The sequence below is a fragment of the Eubacterium pyruvativorans genome (assembly GCF_900102225.1).
Taxonomy (GTDB): Bacteria; Bacillota; Clostridia; order Peptostreptococcales; family Anaerovoracaceae; genus Aminicella; species Aminicella pyruvativorans.
In genome coordinates this window covers 85180-110051 of sequence record NZ_FNBF01000005.1, presented here as the reverse complement: position 1 = coordinate 110051, position 24872 = coordinate 85180, and the positions used below count along the sequence as shown (strand labels likewise).

Below are 24872 nucleotides of genomic sequence, written 5' to 3'. Positions count from 1 at the left end.
CTACTCCGCCAGCACGAAGCGCTCGATAGCCTTCGCCACCCCGTCCTCGTCATTGGACGCCGTCACGAAGTCCGCCTCCCTCTTCATGGCGTCAGAAGCGTTGTCCACCACAACCCCCAGGCCCGCCATGCGGATCATGGCCAGGTCATTCGGACTGTCGCCGCAGGCCATCAGTTCCGCCGGGGTGACCCCCAGTTTCATCATGAGATGGCTCAGCGCCTCGGCTTTGCTGGTTGTGCCGCCGCCGATTTCAATGTTGTAGGGAACGGAAGAAGTGATGGTAATGCCCTTCACCTTCTCCAGGCGCCGGCGCACCCTCTCCTTTTCGGCAGGATCCGGCACACTGACACTGATATTTTCGATCTCCCGGATGTGTTCGTCCAGCAGCGCCAGCACATCCGGCACCGGCCGGCGGGACCAGAGAATATAATCCACCGCCAGGTAAGAAGATCCGTTTTCCCGAAGGTCATTATACGCCGAAGCATTGATGTATGCGTGACCGTCCGTGAATCCCTCCACCACCACCGGCTCCTCCCGCAGAATATCCAGAACCGTCCGGGCCGCTGCGGGATCCAGGTAATTCGTATACAGTAGTTTCCGGTCTGCCAGCCGGTAGATACAGGCGCCGTTGGAATTCACTGCATACTCAATCCCCTCTATTCCGGTCAGACTCTCCGGCAGAGCCGAAAACACCCGTCCGGTGGAGATCACCACATGCACGCCCCGCTCCATGGCCTTCCGGAATGCCTCCCGGGTCCGGGGTGCCAGAGATTTGTCTGTGCGCAGCGTCGTGTTGTCCAGATCCAGCGCAATCATCCGCACCGTTTTTCTTTTCTTACTCTCACCGCAGCTCCTGTCGTTCATTCTGTCGGTTCTTCTGTCGTTCTCCGTCATACCAATCCTTCTTCCATTCTATACTTTTCTTCTCAGTCTTCCAGGGCCCGGAGGAATTCCGGGTTATATCTTCTGACCAGTTTCATGCTGATGCACCCCTCATGGCCCGGATAGATCGTGATGTCATTCGGCAGCAGCTGATCCAGCCGGCGGAGGGAAGCCTTCATATCCTGTTCACTTCCGCCTTCCAGATCCGTCCTGCCGATGTCCGTGTCGAACAGCGTGTCTCCGGTGAAGCAGACCCGGGACTTCTCTGACAGAAGTGCAATTCCCCCCGGTGTATGGCCGGGGACATGAATCACCCGCAGTTTCTCCTCTTCCAGGGACAAAAAATCACCGTCCCGAAGCGGTCGATCCACCCTGCCCCCATACAGGCAGCGGTCCATTTCATGCATCATGATCGGAATATCATCGTATATCTCGCTGAGAACCTCTGCCTGCCCGGTGTGGTCGTGATGAAGGTGGGTGAGAATCACCCCGTTCGGCTTCAGCTGCTGGTCGGAAAGAAAATCGATATACCGGGGCGCCTCATACCCCGGATCAATGATCAGACACGCTCCGCCCCGCCGGTGATAGATCACGTAGCCGTCCTCCGCAATCGGTCCCAGCATAAATCTCTTGATTTTCATCTGTTTCACCTTACTTTCTTCTCAGAAATCATCCCGGAAATCCGCTTCCTCCCGGTCCTCCGGATGAGTACCCATTATTATAGCAAAACGCCTTGATAATTCATAGGTTCAGCAGTAGAATAGTGAGATGCCTGTAACAGGCACTCAATAATCCGTGTTATTTCATCTCAATATACATATGAAATGAGATACGAAACGATATGAAGGAGCACAGACTATGAACGTTGCGATTGTCGGCGCAGGAAAACTGGGATACAAGATCGCAGAGTCTCTGGTGGACGGGGACTACGCCATTACAATTATTGATACGAAGCAGGATCTTCTGGACAAGATTTCGCAGAAACTGGATGTCATGACCATCAACGAGGATGCGAGAAGCATCTCTGTCCTGAACCAGATCCGGATCGACCGCTTCGACTATCTTCTTTCGGCGACTAACAGTGATGAAGCCAACATTGTTATTGCATCTTTTGCGAAGAAGCTGGGATGCAAGCATGTCATCGCCCGGGTCAGAGATCCGGAACATATGAACCAGTTCGATTTCATCCAGGAAACCATGGGAATTGATTTTATTGTCAATCCGGACATGGCCATCACCAGTGAAATCTACAAGTATCTGGCAGAGAAGTACACCCTTTCCACCGGTGTTTTCTCCACCGGCAAGGTATCCATTCTGGAGGTTCCGGCCGCCCGGATCTCGAAGCTGATCGGGAAATCGATCCCGGAAATCCGGGAGATTTTCCCGGATTTCCTGATTCTCTCCATCTCCCGGAAAGGTAAGGTCATCATCCCCCACGGAAAGCACACCGTGAAAGAGGGAGACATCATCTATATGATGGGAGAGACGAAGGAAATCAATGAACTGAACCGGAAAGTCCGGGTCCGGACCCAGGCCAGCCGCCTGAACAAGGTCATGATCATCGGCGGCGGCAAGACCGGCTACTATCTGGCCAAGAAACTGGCCAATTTCGGTACAGCCGTGAAACTGGTGGAATCGAACCTGAACCGGTGCCATTACCTTTCCTCCCACCTCTCCAATGTTATGGTTCTGCACGCCAACGGCACGGATCTGTCCGTGCTGGAGGAGGAGAATCTGGATGAAATGGACGCCTTCATCACCGCAACCGGCTACGATGAAGAGAACCTGCTGCTGGCGCTGACTGCCAAGCACCGGGGCATCACCGACGTCATTTCCAAGGTCAGCCACGAGAACTACAAGGAGCTGATCGAGGAAATGGGTGTGGATGTGGTTCTGAACCCGCTGGACATTTCCGCCAGCAATATTCTGCGGTACATTCAGGGATCCAAGCGGATCATCTCTTCTGTTCTGATCCAGGGACAGGCAGAAATCATGGAGATCATCGCTTCGAACAAGATGCGGATGATCAATGTGCCGATTTCCCAGCTGAAACTGCCGGACAGCATCCTGATCGGCTCAATCACCCGGGGAAACGAACTGATTATACCGACCGGCGACACGAAAATTCTGCCGGGCGATCACGTTATCATGCTTTGTCTCCTCACCAGTATCGGTGACCTGGAGAAACTGATGAAGCCGAAACGGCTTTAGAAATATCGTTTATCGGAGGATTCCGTTTCATGTATTCCAGAATTCGCAACATATTACGTGTCACAGGGATCATCCTGTTTACAACTGCGCTGTGCATCGTTCCCTCGCTGATCGTTGCCCTGCTGTATCATGAGTATGTTCCAGCGAAAGCATTCTCATGTACCCTGGGGTTCTGTCTGGTGGGGGGACTGCTGCTCATGAAATTCTTCCCCACCACCGGCATCCGGCCGAAGAAACGGGAAGGATATCTGATCGTCTCCCTCACCTGGATTCTGATTTCTCTGATCAGTGCGGTTCCCCTCTGGGTATCCGGAGCCATTCCAAGCTACGTGGATGCGTTCTTCGAGATGTGCTCCGGATATTCCACCACCGGGTCCACGATTCTGGTGAACATCGAGGCGCTGCCGAACTCCATGCTGTTCTGGCGTTCCTTCACCCACTGGATCGGCGGAATGGGCATCATCGTCTTCACCACAGCACTAATGCCAGGTATGGGAATCGGCGGACAGGTCATCGCTAGTGCGGAAACACCGGGACCGACCATGGACAAGCTGACGGCCCATTATTCCGATACAGCGAAGAATCTGTATACCCTCTATCTGGCGTTTACCGGCGTCCAGACGCTGCTCTATGTGCTGGGCGGCATGAAGCTGCTGGATGCACTGATCCTGACCTTCGGTACCGTGGGCACCGGAGGCTTCGCCAATTACAACGACGGTATGGGGCATTTCACCAGTCCCTATCTGATCTGGGTTACCACCGTCTTCATGTTCCTGTGCGGTACCAACTTCAATCTGTACTTCGCTGCGGCGAAGCGGGGACCGAAGGAACTGTTCCGGGACGAGGAGTTCCGTCTGTACGGGCTGATCACCCTGGTCTGCACCGGCGGCATTCTGACGGATCTGCTGGCAAAGGGCATAACCGCCTCTCCATTCAAAGGACTGACGGACGCCGCTTTCCATGTGGTGTCCATCATGACCACCACCGGATATGCCACCACAGACTACGACCAGTGGCCGACCTTTGCGAAAATGCTTCTGCTGATTGTATTCCTGACCGGTGCCAGTTCCTCCTCCACCGGCGGAGGACCGAAGGTGATCCGGATTGTTGTGGCGCTGAAACTGATCCGCAATGGCATCGGCAAAATGATCCACCCGAACCGGGTTTCTGTGATCAAGTTCAACGGAAGACCCCTTTCCCGGGATGTGACCACGAATATTTCGAACTTCCTGTTCTTCTATATTCTCGTTCTGTTCGGCGGAATGCTTCTGATTTCCCTGAACGGATTCGATATCGTGACCACCTTTTCATCGGTGCTGACATGTATGGGAAACATCGGTCCGGGGTTCGCAAAAGTGGGACCGGTCTGCAACTTCTCGATCTTCACACCTTTCTCGAAGATCGTTCTGTCGCTGCTGATGATTGCGGGAAGACTGGAACTGTTCACCTTCTTTATGCTGTTCTCCCCGCACTACTGGAACACGAACAGATATTGATCGGAGTTATCGGATGACTATTACACGCCGCAGATTACTGCGAATCGCTACCATGGCAATGCTGCTGACCGGCACCACAATGCTGCTGCCGGTTCTGACTGCGCTATATTATCACGAAACCGAAGATATCCGGGCATTTCTGCATCCGGCACTGCTGTTTCTGGCGCTGGGTCTGATCGGATTCATCGCCATTCGGAAACTGGAGTACTCGTATACGAAACGCCTGAAAATCCGGGACGCCTACCTGCTGATTCTGGGACTGTTTCTCTTCCTGGTGCTGATGAGCGCCGTCCCGTATCTTTTGTCCTCCCGGCACTACACGCTGACGGATGCGGTGTTCGAATCGGTGGCGAGCTGGACCACCACCGGCGCCACCACCCGGGATACAGGAAGTATTCGCCACAGTTTCCTCATCTGGCGGGGAATCAACAACTGGCTGGGGGGCATGCTGCTGATCATCTTCAGTGTGTCCATCTTCCCGGCCATGCGGATCAAGGACCAGCGGGTCATGGGAAATAATATTTTTGCCGGAGATACGTCCAAACTGTCCGCCCGTCTGGAAGATGCCATGGTGATGGCATTCCGCATCTATCTGGTGCTGACGGTGACGGAATACGTGCTGCTCCTGCCTTCCGGCATGACACCATTCTATGCTCTGGTCAACACACTGACCACCATCAGTTCCGCCGGCATGGTGGATGCACTGGGAACCCGGGGGGCATATATTTTCTCCCCGTACATCAAGGTGATCATCAGCATCTTCACAGTTGTGGGGTCCCTGAATTTCATGGTGTACTACCAGATTTACCGCAGAAGGTGGCGGCTGGCGCTGAGAAACTACGAACTGAAAATCTACCTGGGACTGATCCTGGCGGTTTCCGTTGTCAACGGTCTGGCGCTCACGCTCCAGGGCACGTACAACAGTCTGTCCGACTGCTTCGGCAATGCGCTGACCCAGACGATTTCCTATGCGTCCACCTCCGGATACGTGGTGTCCTCCTCCATTGAGACATGGCCGACTGTCACGAAGATTACGCTGCTTCTCCTGATTCTGATCGGAGGCTGCAGTTTCTCCACCGCCAGTGGTATGAAAGTCAGCCGGGCCACCGTATGCTGGAAACTGATTCTCCGGGGGATCTACAAGCGGATTCATCCCCAGAGTTCCAAGGCGGTTCTGATCGAAAACGAGCCGGTCAGCGCACCGGTGGCCGCAGGAGTCACCGTGTTTGTGCTGCTGTATTTCGGCGTCATGATCCTCGGCATGGTCTTCATGGGCCTGGAGGATATGAGCATGGAGAAGACGATGTGCTCCGTCGTCGCCTGCCTGACCAACTCCGGCACCTTCTTCGGCGGAATGACCTCAGCGAATTTTGCGGCATTCTCCGCCCCCGGAAAACTCTGGGCATGCTTCCTGATGCTGCTGGGAAGACTGGAAATCTATCCGATCATATTCCTATTCTCCCGCTCCTTCTGGATGCCGTCCAACACCCGTTAATGCCAATGCCATGCGGCGGAATTTCATGAGGAGGCCTCTCGTGATATTTCGCCGTGTCATACTGTCAGGAGAACCATCATGGAAATCATCCGCGCAGAACGAAGCGGTTTTTGCTTCGGCGTAAAAAAAGCAGTGGACACCGCCTTCCGCCAGCTGGAGGAGAATCCGGCGGGGTCCCCTCTGTTCACCCACGGCCAGCTGATCCACAACCGGGACGTGACCGACGAACTGGAATCCCGGGGAATCCAAGCCATCGACCGGCTGGAGGAGGTTCCGGAAGGCGCCACCGTCATCGTCCGATCCCACGGCGAAACGAAACAATTCTATGACGAAGCCGCCCGGCGCGGCATTCGGCTGGCAGACACCACCTGTCCTTTCGTCACCCGGATCCATCAGCTGGTCCGGGAGGCCCACGAGGCCGGAAAGCCGGTGATCATCGTCGGAGACCCGGGCCACCCGGAGGTAGTCGGTACCAACGGATGGTGCGAAGGCAGTGCATTCATCTGCAGCAGTGCCGAAGAGGCTTCCCGCTTCGACAGGAGCGAAGCTTTCGTGGTCTGTCAGACCACTATCCGGCAGTCCACCCTGGACGATGTGGTGAAAACACTGCAGGACAAAGGTGTCCGGCTGGACGTTCGCAATACCATCTGCAATGCCACCCGGGAACGGCAGCAGGCAGCGGCGGAGCTGGCCGGAAAAGTAGATGCCATGGTGGTCATCGGCGGAAAGAATTCCTCCAACTCGAAAAAGCTCTACGAAATCTGCCGAAAAGCCTGTAAACACGCATATTTTGTAGAAAATATTGCTGATTTACCATTGAAAGAGATTCGGAAGTGTAATAGAATAGGAGTTGCGGCGGGTGCTTCCACGCCCGAACGTATTATCAAGGAGGTTATTTCTAACATGAGTGACAACATCACTACGGAAACTACTACAGAAGCTAATTCTATGGCGGACTTCATGGAGGAGATTGATCAGTCTCTCCGACTGCCTCATCAGGGTGAAATCGTGACCGGCACAGTAGAGCAGGTCAATGATGAGGAAGTCATCGTGAACATGCACTGCAAGAAAGACGGAATTCTGAGAGCGAACGAAGTTACGCTCGAGGAAGGCCAGAAGCTCACTGACCTGTTCCAGGAAGGTGACGAAGTTAAGGCGAAGGTCATCAGAACCGATGACAATGACGGCGGCATCATGCTCTCGAAGAAGAGACTTGAGGTCAATGAACACTGGAAAGAAATCGATGAAGCGCTTGAAAATAAGGCAAATATCGAGGTCAAGGTCGTCAGAGTCGTTAAGGGCGGCGTGATCGCAGCTTACAAGGATGTTCAGGGATTCATTCCGCTGTCTCAGCTGTCCAACAGATACGTTGAGAGCGCAGATGAATTCGTTGGTCAGGTTCTGACAGTCAAGGTGTCCAGAGTTGACCAGAAGAGACAGAGAGCCGTCTTCTCTCACAAGGCTGTTCTGCAGGAAGAGAGACAGAAGAAGCTCGACATCATCTGGCAGACACTGAAGGTTGACGACATCGTCGAAGGTACCGTGATGAGATTCACGGACTACGGCGCATTCGTAGACCTGGGCGGTATCGACGGACTGCTGCACATCTCCGAGATTTCCTGGGGCAAGCTCAGACATCCGGAAGAGGTTCTTGAGATCGGTCAGAAGATCCATGTCAAGATCCTGAACATGAACCGGGAGAAGGGAAAGATTTCCCTGGGTCTGAAGCAGACCACACCGGAACCTTGGTCTGTTATCGACGAGAACTACCACGTCGGCGAAGTCGTGGAAGGCAAGGTCGTACAGCTGAAGGAGTACGGTGCATTCGTTGAACTGGAGCCGGGTCTGGACGGACTGGTTCACATTTCCGAAGTTGCGAACAAGCACGTGAACAACATCGGTGACGAGCTGACAGTAGGTCAGAAGGTCATGACGAAGATTCTCGACATCGACACAGACAGAAAGAGAATCTCCCTTTCCATCAAGCAGGTTCCGGAGAACCAGGCTGCGGAAGAGAAGGATGAAGAAGCACAGGAAGATGCTGAGTAATCGGATTCCTTTCATGAGAAGAGAAATTGCAGAAACGGCGGGCGCATTGCGTCTGCCGTTTTTCATCATCTGCGGATCCCCCTGCCCTCGCAGCCGGTGACCGCAGCAGGGAAAGAAGATAAGGGAAGTATGGGAAAAAAGAATCGTAATCAAAACGGCAGCGGACTCATCCGCGGCACACTGAAAAAAGTCAGAAGCGGCAGCGGATTCGTAGAACAGGAAAACGGAGATGACATCTTCATCCATGCAGACAACATGAAAGGTGCCATGAACGGAGACGAAGTCCTGGTAGACCTGCTGCCTCCGATCTACTGGGACAAGAACCCGGAAGGCCTGGTGGACCGGATCCTGAACCGGAACGTCACCGAAGTCGTGGGCACCTACCGCCGGCAGAAGGGAAATGGTTTCGTGGAATCAGTCGGCAGAAAGGATGATGCCGTTTTCATCAAGAAGAAAAACGCCGGGCACGCCAAGAGCGGCGACCGGGTTGTCTGCCGCATCACCCGTTATCCTGCATCCGTCTATGAATCCCCGGAAGGACGGATCACAGAAATCATTGCCCGTTCCGATGAAGCCGGCGCTGAAACGAAAGCACTGATCCGCAGTGCCGGCCTGTCCAAGGACTTTCCTTCCGCTGTATCCGCCCAGGCGGCCCGGGCAGCTGCAGAGCCGCTGACGAACGAGGAAATCAGCAGACGGCGGGACCTCCGGGAGCGGACGATCATTACAATTGACGGAGCGGATTCCAAGGATCTGGATGATGCCGTTTCAGTAGAGGCCACGGAGGACGGAGGCTACCGGCTGGGAGTCCACATCGCCGATGTCAGCCACTACGTCCCGGCCGGTTCGAAACTGGACCGGGAAGCGCTGAAACGGGGCAACAGTGTCTATCTGCTGAACCACGTGATTCCCATGCTCCCGAAGACGCTGTCCAACGGCGCCTGCAGTCTATTCGAAGGCGCTGACCGTCTCACAATGACCTGCGAAATGACCTTCGACAGTGAAGGAAAAGAAACCGGACACGAGATCTATGAAAGCATCATCCGGTCTTCCGCCCGCATGGTCTACCATGATGTCTCCGAAATCCTGGAAAATCATGACCCGAACCTGTCGGAGCATTACGGAGATTATAACGGCCGCAACATCACCTCCATGTTGTTTCTCATGGAAGAACTGGCCGCCCTGCTCCGCCGGAACCGGATGAAACACGGCAGCATCGATTTCGATACAACTGAATCGGAGATCCTGCTGAACGATCTGGAGATCCCCACCGACATCCGGCCGGCGGAGCGTCGAACGGCCAACAAACTGATCGAAGAATTCATGCTGGCGGCCAACCGTACCGTGGCGGAGCACTTCTGCCGGATGGAAGTTCCTTTCGTCTACCGGATCCACGAACAGCCGGAACCATCCCGCATCACTGAAGTCAAGCATGTGCTCCGGATCTTCGGCCTGTCCCTTCCGGGTGTTCCGGATCAGATCCACCCTGCCGAACTGGCCCGGGTACTGGAGCAGGCGGCCGGAAAGCCGGGAGAAGAAGTGGTGAACACCGTCATTCTCCACGCCATGTCGAAGGCCCGGTACAGTACCGAATGTGAAGGTCACTTCGGTCTGGCCTTCCGTTACTACTGTCATTTCACCTCTCCGATCCGCCGTTATCCGGATCTGATGGTCCACCGTATCATCCGGGTAATTCTGTCCGGCGGTCTGGACGACCGAACAGCACGCTCTATGGAAGCGGCTGCCCAGGAGGCCGCAGAAGTCTCCTCCCGCACAGAGCGGGAAGCGCTGGAACTGGAGCGGGATGTGGAGAAAATGAAAAAATCCCAATATATGCTGGGTCACTTGGGCGAAATTGCAGAGGGTGTAATTTCCGGCGTCACAGAATACGGTTTCTACGTCCGGCTTCCAAACACGGTGGAAGGCCTGGTGCGGCTGGAGTCGCTTCATGACGATTATTACGAATTCGATCCGGACCGGATCCGGGTTCTGGGCATTCGAAACCACCGTACCTTCACCCTGGGTGATATCGTGCGAATCCAGGTACTTTCCGCTGATCCTGCCCTGCGCCGCATCGATTTCCGTCTCGCTGAGGAATAGACCGGGAGCGGCCTGGTCTTCGGACCACTCCCGGTTCCGATCTACAGATACCATCCGCCCGCCGCTTCTCAGCACCCGCACTGGCAGGCCTCAGTCCGCAGCAGATCCAGCCGGTGAACCATAATCCGAAGCCCGGACCGGCCTTTTCGAATGATCTCAGCCGCCTTACGAAGATACCCCCTTCCATCCTCTTCACAGTTTGGAATCAGATCCTCTATCAGTACCGCCAGTTTTTCCCGAACCGGAGGGGTTTCCCCTTCCGGTTCGGGGACGAAGAGAATGCGGACATCATCCTTATGCGGTTTCATCACGCCCACATAGATCCTGTCCGGATCAATCCGGATCCGCTCCGGCCGAATATAGTAGAGCTGGGCGCTGTACAGTTTCCCGATCAGCTTAATCACCCATTTCAGAATCCGGCTGGCGGGGACCATGCCCACCGTACTGATTTCCCGGTATCCCTCAATATAGAAATAGAAACACATTTCATGCGCCTTCTCAACACAGCCTGCAGGTAGACACAGGTCATTCTCTTCCATCAATAGATAATCCCGAAGAAGCCAGTCCACGGTACCCTTCCGATATGTCATTTCCACATGATCCATCATTTTCCGCCGCCTCCACAGAGTGAACAGTCAGAATACCCCTTCTCTTCCGCTTCCGACCGGCTCATTTCCACGTAATACTTACTGACAGAATGACAGCCTCCCAGGTGATAGGCTTCACCATACCCCTGAAAGATGAACACCGGTGTACCCAGTGCAGCACCGGATGCCCCGCAGTTCGGACAGGGGTGATACTGCTTCCGAACCGACTGGGAAAGCCAGGTCATCCGGCAGGCAGATCTCAGATACCGGCACCCGGCCCGATGCATCTTTCTGCCGCTTTCCGGAAATACATAGACCCTCGGTTCATCCTCCTCGAAATCAGACCGGGGGGAACCGCCCCGCCCGGTGGTTCCGGTAAATGCTCTCCCCGTCAGCGTTTCCTGAAACCGCACCGGGACCAGCCCACCCAGCACGGATTTCGGATGAAACACTGCCTCCAGCCGGATCGTCACCAGATCCTCCATTCCTCCGGCCCGCTGCAGATAAGGGCCGGGCCGGACGGTGAGAAAGGTGAGTTCCGGTGCATTCTGTCGTGCTCTGACCATCACCGCCGCCGGGAGCGCTGCGCCGGATTTCCGGAACTTCGTCTTCACCATTTCCAGCCGCATTTCGTCCGCAGCAGAATACATCACATTCTCCCAGGATGCCATCACCGGAACAATCCAGATCAGCAGCACTGTCGCGGCAATGAACAGCGGCACGACAATGGCCGCTTCGACGATATAGCTCCCCCTGCGTTCGTGCATCAGCCATCTTCCTTCACGCCGGCTGATATTCTCTCTCTGCGTCGTATTCCTTTCCATTAACCTTCAGCACCACCTTCAGCCCCGCATAATAGTCCCGGAGCAGAAATCCTCCGTCATGACTGAACTGCATATTGATCTGAATCAGATCCATCATCCGGAGCAGCTTCACTTCTTCCCCGGTCAGAACCAGAAGTCCCCGCAGATAATCCTCGTACGTGTCCCCGGATGTATTGCCCGGATCAATACAGGAATGTTCCAGCGGTTTCAGTTTCGGCAGTTCCGCCTCCGTTCCGGAATCATTCTTCTCCTTCCGGTCTCTCACAATCTCTCCGGAAGATTTCCCGCCCGGGACGCTGCCCTTCGGCAGCCCTCCGGTGATGACGGCATCCAGGTCCACTGCCCAGGACGCCTTCGTTTTCACGAAAGGAACCTTCTTCCCGCTGATCAGCAGGTTGTAATCGTTATTGCTTTCGGCCAGAGCCCAGGCTGCCTCCAGCAGTTTCTGCGTTGCAGCGGCGGCCGGCCCCGGTGTGAGAAGCTGAGCCGCTGCCATCGTCTCGGCGGACTTTTCCGGATCCCCCATCAGATAGGCCATATTTGCCGGTTCCCGGAGTGCCGTGATGCGCAGCCGGACCCCTCGCTCATTTTCCTGGTCTGACGGTTTTCCGCAAATCAGATACTCCATTTCCCCGAAGAAGTAATGTGGTTCCCGGTCCGGACTTCCCGTCCGATTGCGAAAGTGGGATCGGATATACGCATCCTCAAACGCCTGATCTCCCCCCTTCTTCAGCAGATCCCCCGGCGAATGGATCCCCTTCGCCAGGGACTTCAGACTGTCCATGGAAAAGCCCGAAGGAGATCCCCGGGAAGGCAGATCTGCCAGTATGCCGGATCCGGTGATCCTCCGCCCAGGAATTTCCTCCTGCTTTCCCGCATCGGATGCGGGCTTCTCCTTTTCTCTCGCCTTCTCTTTCCCCATCAATTTTCCCGCCAGCTCCAGCTGTCCGGTCCGGACGATCTGACGACGAAACACCGCCGTATCCGTCAGACAGTAATCATAGAGATAGCAGCGGGAACCCTCATACCGGATGATGTCCCGGTCCCGGAAGCTCTGATCCGCCAGATAATCCACCTTTCCCGCCACATCCTCCGGCATGCCGTAGAATCCGAACAGGTCGTACCGTTTCTGCATTGGAAGATAGTACTCCCCCAGTATCGATTCGCACCAGAGGAGCCCCATCTCCCGGGTTGTTCCCTGCACTGCCTTCTGCTTCGACTCTTCCACAAACACCATGGCCATGGATACCAGTGTCACAAACAGCAGCAGCACAAAGATCGTCACCGATCCGCATTTCCCCGTTTTCCTACTTTCCAAACCCGGTCACCTCTCCCGTACGGACCAGATCTGCTCCGCAGAAGGCGTAGCATGACACCCGGTGCTCTCTGGTCATCCGAATATGTGTGATTCCCTGCATGTTCTCTCCCCGGGACGCCGAAGCCCGTTCCACACAGAAGAGTTTGCGGGAATGAACGGCCCGGTCCGTGAGATCCTCATGCAGACGAACCTGTACCAGCAGACACTGATAGAAAAACACCTGCAGCAGAATCATGCTGAGCACGGCCAGAATCACCAGCGGCATCACAACTGCCGCCTCCACAATCTCACTGCCTCTGCGGCTGTGCAGTGATCGGATCCCCGGGAAACGGCCCCAGCTCACCTTCATGCCTTCAGTTTCGAGAACACATCGTTTACAAACTGCGTGATCTCGCTCTTGAAGATAACGCCGAGAGCAATTGCTAACGCGATGAGGATCGCCACTTGGACAAACTCCATCCCCGCCTTGTTTCCCAGACCGATCCGTCCCCATGCACCTCTTCCGGCCTTCATGATTTTCGCTTTCATCCCGTGTCTCCTTTCCAGTCTTCAATAACCCTAATAACCCTGCACCTGCAGAATCGCCGGTGCCGCTGTAATCACGATCAGCGCAATCAGCAGAATCGCCAGAGGAAGCGTCATCTTCGTCTCGGCGATTTTTCCTTTCTCTTCCGCCATCATCTTCCGTTTCTCCCACAGCGCCGCACTCTCCATTTCCAGTTTTCCGGTCAGATCCACGCCCCGGTACTGATTGTCTGCAACGAATCCCGCAATCCGGCTGAGTTCCCGTATGCCGGCTGCAGCAGACCGCTGGCAGAACACCCGCACCAGACTCTGATTTCCGGCCCCCGCTTCCTGTCCGATGCCGATAATCAATTCCCGGAAATATCCCCGGTCCGGCCGCAGACGATAGCCTTCGGCAATACGCAGCAGCGCATCACTGAAGATCATCCCACAGTTAAGAAGCATCAGCAGCTGGTCATTGAATCCCGGCAGATCCCGCATGACCGCTTCCCGATGGGATTTCTCCCGGCTCTGCACTTTCTTCCGGTCATCGTAATACATCAACCAGATCAGAAACGGCCCGGCGAGGAGAAACAGCAGCCCGCTCCGGTCCCTGTGAATCCGCCAGATCAGCTTCGTCCCGTTTCCCAGCGAGGAAGGCAGGAGAATTTTCTTCTTCCGGCTTTCCTCCAGTCCACTGATCACCCGGGACACTTCACGGGATATCTGTTCTTCCGTATTCTCTTTTCGAACTTCCCCTTCCGTCCGTTTTCCGTTAATGGTCAGGGTGAGATCCTTCCGGGAGCGGACGTCCTTCCCTCTGATTTCCAGCTGCAGCGGAAACGAGGATGACCGGTCCGTGTTCTCCCGGTACAGACCTGTCACAGAACCGGAAGAATTGACAATGTATTTTTTGCCGTTTCCCAGCCCCCTGCCCGCCTGAAATGCTGTGAGCAGCGCACACACTGCCAGAATCAGCACAGCCCGGCGGCGCACCTTCTCTTCCCCCAGAAATCCCCGGAACCCTTCTGTACGCCGGCGCACTGCCGACGCAGCTCTGGACCGGAGACTCACGCTCTGTTGTTTTCTATACCGCAATGTCTGTGATCCTTTCTATGCTGTAATACGCCGCTGCCACCAGCCCCAGACATCCCGTCATCATGATCCGCCCGGCGGCTGTGCCGTACATCACATCCAGATATCCCGGGGACAAAAATCGAAGGGACAGAACGATCAGCACCGGCATCAAGGTGATGATCTCCCCTTCAAAACGTTTCTGCGACACCATGGACCGGATTCCGTCCTCGATGGTGATCTTCTCACTCAGCATCCTGGCACTTTTCTCCACGGCCCGGGCCAGATTGCCGCCGGATTCCCGGCAGGCTCGGAAAATCTGGGCGAAATCACTGACCTCCTCCACGCCTGTTCGCCGGGCGAAATCTTCCAGCACGGTCAGTTCGGATTCTCCCGACACATCCATCCGCTCCAGCATGAAACGAATTTCCCGGGTCATCAGGGCATCCTCCCCGTAAATCGTCCCCATCTCCCTTCCCGCTCCCTCCAGCGCCTCCTGAAAGTGACGCCCTGCGGCAAAAGCGGAGGAGATCGTGTTCAGGAAATCCCGGAACTGGAGCCGCAGCTGCTGCAGCCGCTTTCGACGAAGCTGGTTTTCACGGAACTTCCGGGCCGGCTTCCAGAGTAGGAAGACAACTGCGCCCGGCAGCGGGCTCTCATAGAACAGAAGTCCCAGTGCCAGAAGTCCCGCTGTCAGGACAACCGCCAGCCGGACACATTCCTTCCGGTTCAGACGATACGTCCTATAATCGATCGCCATCCTCATCCCCTGCCCTTCTGAGTTTCTCCCGCCGCTGAATCCGGTTTCCCGTCTGTTCCAGTTTCATCTCCCCGTTCAGACGAAAAAGCGGATTCAGGACATATTCACTTCCCGAAACTGACACCAGCTCCTGCACTTCGGAGACCTGCCGTTTTCCGTCTGCCGTCCGGATGAGGTGCACCATCACATCGATTCCTTCCACAATCTGCCCCCGGATGGAATCCATGGGAATCCGGGCGGCCATCAGGTACATGGCCTCCAGCCGGCGGAGCATCCCCCGAACAGAATTGCCGTGTCCCGTGGACATCGAACCGTCATGCCCGGTATTCAGTGCCTGCAGCATATCCGCCACCTCCTTTCCTCTCACTTCTCCCACGATAATCCGGTCCGGACGCATCCTGAGACTGGTGCGGATCAGCATATCCATTGTGACCTGCCCCTGTCCCAGGGTATTCGCCGTGTGACATTCCATCTGCACCAGATCCCGGATGTGGGGCAGCATCAGCTCCCGGGAATCTTCGATGACGATCACCCGGTCATTCTCCGGAATCATATCCGTCAGCGCATTCAGAAAGGTGGTCTTTCCGGAGGAAGTCCCGCCGCTGATGAAGATGTTATATCCGCATCGCACCAGCAGAGCCAGCGTATCAGCACACGCCCGGGTCAGCGTGCCCTTCGTGATCATCTGCCGGATCGTGATCCGTTCCGGAGAAAACTTGCGGATCGTCAGAACCGGACCATCCGCCGCCACATTGTGGTACACGGCATTCACCCGGGACCCGTCCGGAAGACGGGCGTCCAGGATCGGATTCATTTCATTGATCTCCCGGTGTACGTCCGCCGCTATATTTCGGATGATGTCTTCCAGTTCCTCTCGGGAATCGAACTGCTCCGGCGCAGCGGTGATTCCGGAGCGCATCTCGACAAAAATATGTCCGGGGCCGTTCACCATGATCTCATTGATCCGCTCATCCCGAATGTACGGATCGAGAATTCCGGTGCGGCACCGCATTCTCTGATACAACCTACGAATCAGTTCAGCAGACTCCTGCAATCCACCGGAACTTGGATCAGAAAATACGGTTTCCTCAATAATATTCAATGCCTCCTGATCCGTCAGCGTATCCTTCTCCTTCATGTGCCGGGAGAAACGTTCCTTCACCGTTTCCTCCAGTGCCTCATACCGCTGGTCTGTATGCTCCTCCATGGCGTTCCTCCGTCATAAACTGCCTTCTGAGTTCCTGTCGCAGCGGTATCATACCATTTCCCCAAATACCGCCTCAATACATTTCTGCTATTTTTTTCCATTCGGAGAAAAGAAAGATTATCCCCTTACCGGAGGCAATCCACTCGGGAAATCCGGTGATCGGAACAAAAAAAACAGGAGCTGCGTCATGCAGCCCCTGCCCCGGGTCTTATCATTCAGCTGCCATTTCTTTCGCCAGAAGATCCAGAAACTCCTCTGAAACCGGCACGTTTCCCGACACCGATGCAGTATGCCTGATTTAACCGGAGAATCGTCCTCGCCGACAGGCGGTCGCTGACGAAAATGCTCTTCCGGAATCCCGGCTCCGAGACTGGTCCGATATCCCGAGCCCTGCAATATATTCCGCAAAGCATTGGGCGGCGATCGGCAAGTATATCGAGTAAATGATCAGACGGAATTTTTCTTTCTCGGAACACGATTTCTCGATTTCCTCTTTCAGATGCATCATCGGTTCAGACAGATAGAGCAGTTTCGCTCCAGCCTGCGTCAGTCGGATCACCGGACCGCTTCGATCGAAAATATCCGTTCCCAGTTCCTTTTCCAGTTTCTATACTCCCACTAATACTTTACACCCTCGATGCTCCAATAAAAACGAGGGGCTGTCTGCCCCTCGAAATTGCATTATTAAAGTCGGATGAATCTACACACCTATAGAACAAGAGCCACACCGATTCCAAGAATACAAAACGGAATTAATGAATTAGCAAAGTATAAAAATGCCATCTGCAGAGACTGTGAAATGTAAAATGGTTGTAGGAACAGCGCAATCACGCAGACACTGTAAACAGCTAAAATTATACAGAACGTCCGCAGCAAATTATTTCTCAAATGCACAGAAAGATCAATCTCTACATACTTCCTCACAATGAAGATAATCAATACTGAAAGAGAGAAAACAAGGATCGGTTTTGCAACAAAAATCATCACTCTCATATTCAGAAGATAGACTTCACCATAATGATTAACATTCCCCGAATGTTCTAATTGATTGCAATAAAGAAGATACAAGAGTGATCCTACTGCGGAGATGAACAAGCAAATACCAAGTATTTTCTTTGAGCGCCTCATCTCACCGCCCCCCTGTAAATTCGTATTCTACTACTTAATTCGAAATCACCTTTTATTACATAATACTCTTTTCCTTAACAATCCTTCAATCACTCAATCCATCTTTTTTTCATGCCCCCTTCAGGATGATACAGAATCTAAACTCATGTAATTTCCATATTTGCTTTCACCCATCGTGGAATTACCTCCCCGACTCATTTTTCAGAAATTGAGAAACTGATTTCTTGTCTGAAATCACCCCGTATCGACACGTGTCCACAAACAAATTATAATCGGTGCCATCCGCACTGCGATATTTTACAAGCGGCGTAACAAAGTATGCGTCCATGCCGTGAATTTTCAATTTTGCCTTCAGTGAGATGGTTTCTTTCGGTGCAATGCGAACCGGTAAGCGGTAGTGTCTCGATTCTATGCGATCATTGAAGGAACCGTAATCCACATCCTGAATGGTCAAGTTCGATTTTCCCGCATTCCTGACAGCAAACTCATTTTCATCGACACCGAAGCCCACATACAATACGTTGGCACTTTTCACCTGCAATTTTCCGGAATAACGCGATGTGTTAAGAAGTGTGACGGATCCGATCCGGAATGTCTGTCCCATCAGCCGGATCTTCTTCAACGTTTCCATACTTTCCTTTCGATTTGGTTTCAGTGTCAGGGTCAATATGAACACACCTTTTCGTTTTCCCGGTACTGTGAAACGACTGCACCCTGCTAACTGAATCTGTGTTTTGGAAATGCGGAAATCCTTGCACCCTACAAGTTGAACGTCCATTTTTCCTTTCCTGCTTAAGCTTCTTCGGAAAGAATCATAATCCCCGGTCACAACGCATGCGATATCCAGGGGATATTCACCGGACACTCTGATGTCACCATGCATCTTCTGAAATGCACACTGATACTTCCCGCGGCTCGCTTCGTATTCAATCCAGAAGAATAGAACGATGATCAGAATAACGCTCAGCAGGATGATCCAAAACCACATCCACTTTCGCTCAACTTTTTTCATGATATCACCACCACAACCGAAAAAATGCATCGTCGGCACGAAATATTGGAATATTCTCCTCAATAGTCTTTCTACTTCTCTCCAAACGGAACCCTTGAAAATTCGAATTTTCTGTATGTTTATCGTATCAGAACATTCTCCTCACGTCCAATATCAAAAAACGATCAGCTCTGATCGATCATTCAGAATCCTGGCGTGATGTAATAAAATCGTATTTATGTAAAAAAGGTGAGTGAGTTATTTGATAAAAGGGGGCTCGAGAATGAAGAAGGCATATGGAAGACGATGGATCATCCGCTGCCGATTATATTTCGCTCTATCCCTCCGGCCAATATTCTCTGACATGCGTCACCCCTGCGATTTTCTTCGCCACGGCGGCACATTCCATGCCGAACGGACCCGACAGATCCATACGGATTCTTCCGCCCATTCGGATGAAGGCATCCGGGACATCCGATACCGAAAGTACCCCTTCGCCGTGATCGATGAAATCCGGCAAATCCTCCGACTCTCCGCCGTCCTGGGCATTTTCCCTGCAGTCTTCTTTTTCGGTCGGATTCTCCGCTTCTTCCTCCCGCCACCGCTCGAAAGTTCTCCGGCGGAAGATCTGCTCCGGATCCGGATCCTGTTCTGCCGGTTCGAAATTTCTCACCGTCACCACATGATCCGCCCGGGAATACTGCAGAATATCCCGGTACGTCCGCCGCACATGGGCGAGCCGGAAGTCTCCGGCCCGTCCCACCGGCACGATGCAGTCCGCCAGAGACAGAATTCTTCCTGTTCCCTCCGATATTCCGTGGCCCAGATCCATCACCACCACATCCGGTTCGAGCTGTTTCGCCGTTTCCTGCAGAAAACGGCGAAGCTGTTCCTGCGTGATGCCGCCGATATCCCGACCGGTCCGGCGAAAAACAAACCGGCGCAGAAACAGGTTCTCCTGTACCAGCGGACCCAGCGGAACATCTCTTCCCTCACCCATGCGGTACATCACATGATTCAGAGAGTAAACAGTCTCTGGTCCTTCTCCCCAGAAAAGATCCGAATCGTCCCCGGCGCAGAGACTGAGATAAATAGTCTTCGTCCCGTAGATCCGGTCCAGCATCTGTCCTGCCGCCAGCGCCAGAAATGTGGTGCCGGCACCTCCGGAGAGTCCGCAGAAGGCGACGAGGGAAGGAAGATCCTTTCGCTCCTTACCGGGACACGGTGCCCCGGTGAGTTCTCCGTACAGAAGGCTCAGTTCCCTTTCCATCTGATCCGCACGGCAGGACGGAATCCGGAACCGGATCGGCGTGCTGTCCCGGTATGCTGCGGGCAGCGGGTCCTCTTCTGTCCATGTAATCCGAAAATGTTCGGTTACCACCTGTCCCGGCATGAAACCACGGCTTATTCCGGAAAGAGACTCCTCTCTCCCCTGCTCCTGCTGCTCCGAAAGCCGGCGAATCATCCCGTCCCCGGGAAGGATCAGCAGATCCCCGGGAACAGCCCCTGCCGCCTCCGTTATCAGAATAAAGTCCCAGTCCGAACCCCGCTCTCCCGGATCACCCGGGATCATTCGGATCTGTTCGGTCCGGAGCGCCATCGTTTCAGCAATTCTCAGCGACAGCCCCCGGTCCTCTGTCTGTATACTCACAACGATTCTCTCCATGCCGTGCCCCTCCGATTGTGCATGCCATTTTCTTCCACTTCATACAGGGCATCGTACCATTTCCCCAAATATGCGGTCAATCCTACAGAGTATTTTCTGTTCACCGGGAAAAAGACAGATTTTTCCCGGACCCTGCCAGGATCCCCCGGATGTGAGGACGAGCCTGCGGACACGGTGAACACCGCAGACGTTATGAACCTGCCGGACATGATGACCCCGCCGCATTGTCTTTCTCACAGTACATTCTGCGAATTGCTTGACAATTATCCCGTGCCTGTATAGACTGAAACCAGAAAATCAAACAACAGGATACTTCGGGGCAGGGTGAAATTCCCAACCGGCGGTACAGCCCGCGAGCCGAAAGGCATGATCCGGTGAGATTCCGGGGCCGACAGTAGAGTCTGGATGAGAGAAGTAGCGTATGTATGTTTACGTGTGTTTGCAATGCTCTGAGTGTTTCACTCAGAGTTTTTTTCTTGCGGACGCAGGAAACAGATTGTTTTGTCCCGGACCCGTGCAGGCCCGGTTTTTTATTACTTTAACAGAAAGAAGCGATGCCATGAAGGATCGGAACAGAGTCAGAGAAGTCATCGAAGCAGACAGCCCCTATGCCCGGGGCACCGATGAATATTACATGGACCGGGCGATCCGCCTGGCCCGGCTGGGGGCGGGTCATGTGAATCCTAACCCGCTGGTGGGTGCCGTCATTGTAAAATCGGGCCGCATCATCGGTGCAGGCTATCACGAGGAAATCGGCGGCCTCCACGCAGAACGGAACGCCCTGGCCGCCTGCACAGAAGATCCGGCCGGCTCCGACATCTACGTCACGCTGGAGCCCTGCTGCCATTACGGAAAGCAGCCGCCCTGCACCGATGCCCTTCTGGCCGCCGGTGTCCGCCGGGTGATCATCGGCTCCCGGGATCCCAATCCGCTGGTATCCGGCAAGGGTGTCCGGATTCTCCGGGAACAGGGTGTTGAGGTCGTCACCGACTTCCTGCGGGCGGAATGCGACCGGCTGAATCCGGTGTTTTTCCATTATATCACCCGGAAACAGCCTTACGTGACGCTGAAATATGCCATGACCCTGGACGGAAAGATCGCATCAGCTGCGGGCGAGTCCCGCTGGATCAGCAGCGAAGCCTCCCGGGAGAAAGCCCGGCGGGACCGGGGGCTGTCCATGGGCATCCTGGTCGGCGTGGGCACTGTCCTGGCGGACGACCCCGCCCTCACCTGCCGGACGCCGGGACTAATCGATCCGGTGCGGGTAATTCTGGACACCCGCCTCCGAACCCCCCTCACCGCTCAGGTGGTGAAAACGGCGGCGGTCCTCCCGGCGCAGGGCGGACTGCCGGAGGTGTCTACCCGGGACGGCATGCGGTATCCCCGCACGGTGATTGCTACCTGCGAGAAGGACAAAAACAAACTGGAACCCTACCGGAAAGCCGGAGCGCTGGTGCTTTCGCTCCCGCCGGATGAAGACGGACGGGTGAGCGTTCCGGTTTTGCTGAAAAAGCTCGGCGCCATGAAAATGGACAGCCTCTATGTGGAGGGCGGCGGAAATGTCCACTGGTCCTTCCTGCGGGAGAGGGCCGCAGACAAAGTTCAAGTTTACATCGGTCCCCTGCTTTTGGGCGGCGCAGACGCCCGGTCGCCGGTGGAAGGAGCCGGGTTCCCGTCTCCGCCGGAGGCCCTCCGGCTCACCGGCATCCGCACGGAACGAATCGGAGATGACCTTTTTCTGGAGGGATATCCGAGGACAGGAGGCAGTTCATGTTTACAGGAATAATCGAAGAAGTCGGGATTGTGGATCAGATCCGGCGGGGCGGCGAATTCGCAAAGCTCCGCATCCGGGCCCGCACTGTTCTGGGCAGGATACCGGACCCGGCGGATCCCTTCGCAAGGCCCACGAAGCCGGGGGACAGCATCGCCGTTAACGGCATCTGCCTCACGGTAACGGATCTGGAACACGATCATTTCACCGCCGATGTGATGCCGGAGACCCTCCGTAGAACTGCCTTCAACCGCCTCGCCCCGGGAAGCCGGGTGAATCTGGAGCGGGCCATGGCGGCGAACGGACGCTTCGGAGGACACATTGTCTCCGGCCATATCGACGGCACCGGAACCGTCCGGAGCCGGCGGCGGGAAGGCAATGCGGTCTGGTTCAATATCGCCGCCGGGGACAGAATCGCAGCAGGCATCGTCGAGAAGGGATCCATCGCCATCGACGGCATCAGCCTTACCGTGGCGGAGATCCGGCCGGAACCGGGAAATGCGTCGTTTTCCGTATCTATCATCCCCCACACTCTGGCGGAAACCGCCCTGGCGGACCGAGAGCCCGGCGACCCGGTGAATCTGGAAACCGACATGCTGGGGAAATATGTTTTTCACCTGATGGGAGAAGGCGGTGCCCTTCTGAAAGAAGGGTCCGAGGAGACCGGTTCCCCTGCCGGAGCAGATCCCCGGGAACAAGACCGGAAACTGAAGGAGATGCTGATGAGGTTCTGATAAGAAAGCGCCGGGGACGACCGGCTGTGCGGGAATTTTTTGTCACCGAAAGAAAAGGAGAGGAATCATGAAAATAAATATGTCAGAAGTATACAGAAAGCAGGAACCGGAGGAGAAGATGCAGCTGCCGGAGGGGTTCCGGTTCGGCACGGTGGAGCAGGCTATTCAGGATCTGAAGGACGGGAAAATTATCATCTGTACCGACGATCCGGACCGGGAGAACGAGGGAGATATGATCTGTGCCGGTCAGTTCGCCACCACGGAGAATATTAATTTTATTGCCAGTCACGCCAAGGGACTGATCTGTATGCCGATGGGAATCGAGGCCGTGCGTCGCCTGAAACTGCCCCAGATGGTCAGCGATAACGAGGACAACCACGAGACAGCTTTCACGGTCAGCATCGACCACGTGGACACCACAACAGGTATTTCGGCGGTGGAGAGAGGGTACACAGCCAGAATGGCGGCGGATCCGAGCAGTAAACGCAGCGATTTCCGGGCGCCGGGTCATATGTTCCCGCTGCTGGCAAAGGACCAGGGGGTATTCGTTCGGAACGGCCACACAGAGGCCACGGTGGATCTGCTCCGGCTGGCGGGGATGGAACCGGTAGGCATCTGCTGCGAAATCATGCGGGAGGACGGCACCATGATGCGCACACCGGAGCTGGCCGAACTGTCCATGAAATATGATCTGACGTTTATTTCCATCAAGCAGCTGCTGGAATACCGGAAGAAATACGAGAAATTAGTGGAGCGGGTTACTACAGCGAAGCTGCCGACCCGTTTCGGAGATTTCAAATCAACGGTTTATATCAACAAGATCACGGGGGAGCACCATATTGCACTGATCAAGGGAGAAATCGGTGACGGAAAGGACATTCTGGTCCGGGTTCACTCTGAATGCCTGACCGGAGATGCCTTCGGTTCCCTGCGCTGCGACTGCGGCCAGCAGCTTCAGTCCGCTCTCCGGCAGATCGACAAAGAAGGCCGGGGGGTTCTGCTGTACATGCGGCAGGAAGGAAGAGGCATCGGCCTGGTAAACAAGCTGAAAGCCTACACCCTCCAGGACCAGGGCATGGACACGCTGGAAGCAAATCTGGCCCTGGGCTTCCCGGGGGATGCCCGGGAATACTACACCGGGGCCCAGATTCTGAAGGATCTGGGGATTCACACCATGCGCCTTCTGACCAACAACCCCCAGAAGGTGTACGAGCTGAAGGAATACGGCCTGGAAATTGAGGAGCGGGTGCCGATCCAGATGCCGGCGAATCCGGTGGACCTGTTTTATCTGAAAACCAAACAGGAGAAGATGGGCCACCTGCTGAATTACTAAACCAATGCAGGCGGAACACAGCCGGACCATTACAGACTAAATAGAGCTGGATCATTACAGACAAAGTATAGCTGATTATTTTGATCAGAAAGGAAAGGAACGAAATCGTCATGAACAGAATTGAAGGAAAAGTCGTCGCAAAAGAAAATGTCCGCATCGGCATTGTCGCCGCCCGTTTCAATCATTTCATCGTTCAGCGCCTCATCGACGGTGCGGAAGACGGTCTGCTCCGTCACGACGTGAAATCGGAGAACATCGACCTTGCCCTGGTGCCGGGCGCCTTCGAAATCCCGGTTGCCGCAGAGAAGATGGCGGCATCCGGCCGTTACGACGCTGTGATCTGCCTGGGCGCCGTGATCCGGGGCCAGACGCCTCATTTCGACTACGTCTGTGCGGAGGCCTCCAAGGGAATCGCCCAGATCAGCCTGAAGTATCAGATGCCGGTCATGTTCGGCGTACTGACCACCGACTCCATCGAACAGGCCATCGAGCGGGCCGGCACCAAGGCAGGAAACAAAGGATACGACTGCGCCCTGGGCGCCATTGAGATGATCAACGTCATGGGGCAGCTGTAGCTGGGCGGTGCGATGGTTCGTTCGGGCAACGGAAATGCAGCCGGGCAGGTGCGATGGTTCGTTCGGACAACGGAAATGCAGCCGGGCAGGTGCGATTTTCGAAAAAAATCGAATTTCGCACCTGCCTCCCGCCGTTTTCAGACAGCAGATCATCAGGTCAAAAACGC

General features: G+C 54.8%; 21 protein-coding genes and 1 riboswitch. Of the genes, 9 read left to right on the top strand and 12 right to left on the bottom strand.

Annotated elements, in window-relative coordinates; genetic code table 11:
- Both BLQ24_RS03280 and BLQ24_RS03275 read right to left on the bottom strand, forming a co-directional pair.
- Nucleotides 1–894, bottom strand: a complete 894-nt coding sequence (locus tag BLQ24_RS03280; RefSeq protein WP_090162633.1) for an HAD family hydrolase — start codon at nucleotides 892–894, stop codon at nucleotides 1–3.
- Nucleotides 895–926: 32 nt separating this feature from the next.
- Nucleotides 927–1523 (bottom strand): MBL fold metallo-hydrolase, encoded by a 597-nt coding sequence (locus BLQ24_RS03275; protein ID WP_143004242.1) that lies wholly within the window; start codon nucleotides 1521–1523, stop codon nucleotides 927–929.
- Nucleotides 1524–1740: 217 nt separating this feature from the next.
- Between BLQ24_RS03275 and trkA the strand changes: the two genes are divergently transcribed.
- From trkA to rnr, 5 genes are all read left to right on the top strand, one after another.
- Nucleotides 1741–3093, top strand: a complete 1353-nt coding sequence (gene trkA, locus BLQ24_RS03270; RefSeq protein WP_090162629.1) for a Trk system potassium transporter TrkA — start codon at nucleotides 1741–1743, stop codon at nucleotides 3091–3093.
- Nucleotides 3094–3122: 29 nt separating this feature from the next.
- Entirely contained in the window at nucleotides 3123–4589 is a 1467-nt protein-coding gene (locus tag BLQ24_RS03265) for a TrkH family potassium uptake protein (RefSeq protein WP_090162627.1), read from the top strand.
- A 13-nt stretch (nucleotides 4590–4602) separates the two neighbouring features.
- Nucleotides 4603–6084 carry a TrkH family potassium uptake protein gene (locus tag BLQ24_RS03260; RefSeq protein WP_090162624.1) on the top strand — a complete coding sequence of 494 codons (1482 nt, stop codon included), beginning with the start codon at nucleotides 4603–4605 and terminating at the stop codon, nucleotides 6082–6084.
- A gap of 78 nt (nucleotides 6085–6162) precedes the next feature.
- Nucleotides 6163–8133 (top strand): bifunctional 4-hydroxy-3-methylbut-2-enyl diphosphate reductase/30S ribosomal protein S1, encoded by a 1971-nt coding sequence (locus BLQ24_RS03255; RefSeq protein WP_090162621.1) that lies wholly within the window; start codon nucleotides 6163–6165, stop codon nucleotides 8131–8133.
- Between the two features lie 129 nt (nucleotides 8134–8262).
- Complete coding sequence (gene rnr / locus BLQ24_RS03250) at nucleotides 8263–10233, top strand: ribonuclease R (protein WP_090162619.1); 1971 nt, start codon at nucleotides 8263–8265, stop codon at nucleotides 10231–10233.
- A 68-nt stretch (nucleotides 10234–10301) separates the two neighbouring features.
- Here the strand turns inward: rnr and BLQ24_RS03245 are convergent, their stop codons facing one another.
- The 10 genes from BLQ24_RS03245 to BLQ24_RS03195 form a co-directional block, all read right to left on the bottom strand.
- Nucleotides 10302–10841: a hypothetical protein gene (locus tag BLQ24_RS03245; RefSeq protein WP_090162617.1), complete on the bottom strand. Its 540-nt coding sequence runs from the start codon at nucleotides 10839–10841 to the stop codon at nucleotides 10302–10304.
- Nucleotides 10838–11644 (bottom strand): hypothetical protein, encoded by an 807-nt coding sequence (locus BLQ24_RS03240; RefSeq protein WP_143004241.1) that lies wholly within the window; start codon nucleotides 11642–11644, stop codon nucleotides 10838–10840. The genes BLQ24_RS03245 and BLQ24_RS03240 overlap by 4 nt, the downstream gene beginning before the upstream one ends.
- Nucleotides 11601–12962 carry a DUF5702 domain-containing protein gene (locus tag BLQ24_RS03235; protein ID WP_143004240.1) on the bottom strand — a complete coding sequence of 454 codons (1362 nt, stop codon included), beginning with the start codon at nucleotides 12960–12962 and terminating at the stop codon, nucleotides 11601–11603. Before BLQ24_RS03235 ends, BLQ24_RS03240 begins: the two co-directional genes overlap by 44 nt.
- Nucleotides 12952–13311, bottom strand: a complete 360-nt coding sequence (locus BLQ24_RS03230) for a TadE/TadG family type IV pilus assembly protein (protein ID WP_090162611.1) — start codon at nucleotides 13309–13311, stop codon at nucleotides 12952–12954. Before BLQ24_RS03230 ends, BLQ24_RS03235 begins: the two co-directional genes overlap by 11 nt.
- On the bottom strand, nucleotides 13308–13490 hold the full coding sequence (locus BLQ24_RS03225; RefSeq protein ID WP_242869573.1) for a Flp1 family type IVb pilin: 183 nt from the start codon (nucleotides 13488–13490) through the stop codon (nucleotides 13308–13310). Before BLQ24_RS03225 ends, BLQ24_RS03230 begins: the two co-directional genes overlap by 4 nt.
- Nucleotides 13491–13520: 30 nt before the next feature.
- On the bottom strand, nucleotides 13521–14564 hold the full coding sequence (locus BLQ24_RS03220) for a hypothetical protein (RefSeq protein WP_143004239.1): 1044 nt from the start codon (nucleotides 14562–14564) through the stop codon (nucleotides 13521–13523).
- Nucleotides 14554–15300, bottom strand: a complete 747-nt coding sequence (locus BLQ24_RS03215; protein ID WP_176755854.1) for a type II secretion system F family protein — start codon at nucleotides 15298–15300, stop codon at nucleotides 14554–14556. The genes BLQ24_RS03220 and BLQ24_RS03215 overlap by 11 nt, the downstream gene beginning before the upstream one ends.
- Nucleotides 15284–16507 carry a TadA family conjugal transfer-associated ATPase gene (locus tag BLQ24_RS03210; protein ID WP_090162605.1) on the bottom strand — a complete coding sequence of 408 codons (1224 nt, stop codon included), beginning with the start codon at nucleotides 16505–16507 and terminating at the stop codon, nucleotides 15284–15286. The genes BLQ24_RS03215 and BLQ24_RS03210 overlap by 17 nt, the downstream gene beginning before the upstream one ends.
- A gap of 1309 nt (nucleotides 16508–17816) precedes the next feature.
- Nucleotides 17817–18647: a hypothetical protein gene (locus BLQ24_RS03200; protein WP_143004238.1), complete on the bottom strand. Its 831-nt coding sequence runs from the start codon at nucleotides 18645–18647 to the stop codon at nucleotides 17817–17819.
- A 316-nt stretch (nucleotides 18648–18963) separates the two neighbouring features.
- Nucleotides 18964–20292 carry a CpaE/TadZ family protein gene (locus tag BLQ24_RS03195; RefSeq protein WP_090162599.1) on the bottom strand — a complete coding sequence of 443 codons (1329 nt, stop codon included), beginning with the start codon at nucleotides 20290–20292 and terminating at the stop codon, nucleotides 18964–18966.
- 306 nt (nucleotides 20293–20598) lie between these two features.
- Nucleotides 20599–20713, top strand: a riboswitch (FMN riboswitch).
- Between the two features lie 138 nt (nucleotides 20714–20851).
- Here BLQ24_RS03195 and ribD point away from each other — a divergent pair.
- The 4 genes from ribD (at nucleotide 20852) to ribH (ending at nucleotide 24705) form a co-directional block, all read left to right on the top strand.
- Nucleotides 20852–22078, top strand: coding sequence for a bifunctional diaminohydroxyphosphoribosylaminopyrimidine deaminase/5-amino-6-(5-phosphoribosylamino)uracil reductase RibD (ribD, locus tag BLQ24_RS03190; RefSeq protein WP_090162597.1), 1227 nt, complete (start codon nucleotides 20852–20854; stop codon nucleotides 22076–22078).
- Nucleotides 22063–22797: a riboflavin synthase gene (locus tag BLQ24_RS03185; RefSeq protein ID WP_090162595.1), complete on the top strand. Its 735-nt coding sequence runs from the start codon at nucleotides 22063–22065 to the stop codon at nucleotides 22795–22797. The genes ribD and BLQ24_RS03185 overlap by 16 nt, the downstream gene beginning before the upstream one ends.
- 118 nt (nucleotides 22798–22915) lie before the next feature.
- Nucleotides 22916–24130, top strand: coding sequence for a bifunctional 3,4-dihydroxy-2-butanone-4-phosphate synthase/GTP cyclohydrolase II (locus tag BLQ24_RS03180; RefSeq protein ID WP_090162657.1), 1215 nt, complete (start codon nucleotides 22916–22918; stop codon nucleotides 24128–24130).
- Nucleotides 24131–24240: 110 nt separating this feature from the next.
- Nucleotides 24241–24705: a 6,7-dimethyl-8-ribityllumazine synthase gene (ribH, locus tag BLQ24_RS03175; protein ID WP_090162593.1), complete on the top strand. Its 465-nt coding sequence runs from the start codon at nucleotides 24241–24243 to the stop codon at nucleotides 24703–24705.
- Nucleotides 24706–24872: the final 167 nt, after the last annotated feature.